Raw genomic sequence first — 1,089 nt, 5'->3', positions numbered from 1 at the left:
TCCCAAATATCAACTTGAAAGTTCTCATTTAAGTAATCTAACACATGCTGAGGAGGCTTTCGCGTAATAAATAGCTTCTTGTTAATAAAAATCATCCCCAATCAAAAAATGAAATTTATTGAAAATTTTGTTCAATTAACATTATTGTATCATTACCCTATCAATCATGTAGGAAGATAAATAAAGATTTCCGAAATAATTTTTATATTTATGAAACCTTTAAATTAAGAGATTCGTATTATTCTTGACTGAGCGACTTAATAAAGGAGGAGTATGGAATGTCATTTTTTAATAAAGTTTTGGCAAGTTTTGGAATTGGGTCAGCAAAGGTGGATACGAAGCTAGTTCAGGATACAGTTACACCAGGCGGTGAAATTAGAGGGGTTGTTGAAATTCGGGGAGGAAATGTAGAACAAAAGATTGATGCTATTTACTTGTCAATTAACACAACCTATTTAAAGGAGTCAGATGATAAAAAGTACACAGTCACAGGTTTAATTGACCGTTTTCAAATTACTGCATCATTTACTCTCCTGGCTAATGAACGTAAAGAAATCCCATTTTCCTTCATCATTCCATCAGATACTCCACTATCTATCGGTAAGACAAAGTTATGGGTTTCGACAGGCCTGGATATTAAAAATGCAGTTGATCCTACTGATAAAGATTATCTTCGGGTTGTACCTAATGAACTTATGGATTCTGTATTTCAAGCAATAAATAGTTTAGGCTTTCGGTTGAGGGAAGCAGAATGTGAATACGCATCTAGCCGTTTCCGCAGCAGATTGCCATTTATTCAGGAGTTTGAATTTGTCCCAACCTCTGGTCCATTCCGAGGCCGTTTGGATGAATTAGAAATTACCTTTTTCCCAATTTCAAGCAATGAAATTCAAATATTAATGCAGGTTGACAGGAAAGTAAGAGGATTAGGAAGCCTATTTTCCGAAGCACTTAATCTAGATGAATCACATGTGCGTTTCTCTGTAAACCGAGTGGATATACCGAATATGCAGCAAAGAATTCAATCTATCATTCAGCAATACTCATAAATTGATACAAAAAAATGAGCCCTGTGATTCAAATTAGGGC

The 1,089-nt window shown here is 34.9% G+C and carries 1 protein-coding gene; it reads left to right on the top strand.

Going from position 1 to position 1,089, the window contains the following annotated elements; genetic code table 11:
* Positions 1-278 precede the first annotated feature (278 nt).
* A complete protein-coding gene (locus V7127_RS16535; protein ID WP_335487820.1) occupies positions 279-1,049 on the top strand; it encodes a sporulation protein in 771 nt (256 codons plus the stop codon).
* Positions 1,050-1,089 lie beyond the last annotated feature (40 nt).

The sequence above is a fragment of the Bacillus sp. JJ1773 genome, assembly GCF_036962035.1.
In the GTDB taxonomy this organism is placed as follows: domain Bacteria; phylum Bacillota; class Bacilli; order Bacillales; family Cytobacillaceae; genus Cytobacillus.
This window is presented reverse-complemented; position numbering and strand designations above follow the sequence as displayed.

What these genes read in the sequence shown, in the direction of transcription:
- V7127_RS16535 (WP_335487820.1), top strand. Translation starts at nt 279, where the DNA reads ATGTCATTTTTTAATAAAGTTTTGGCAAGTTTTGGAATTGGGTCAGCA.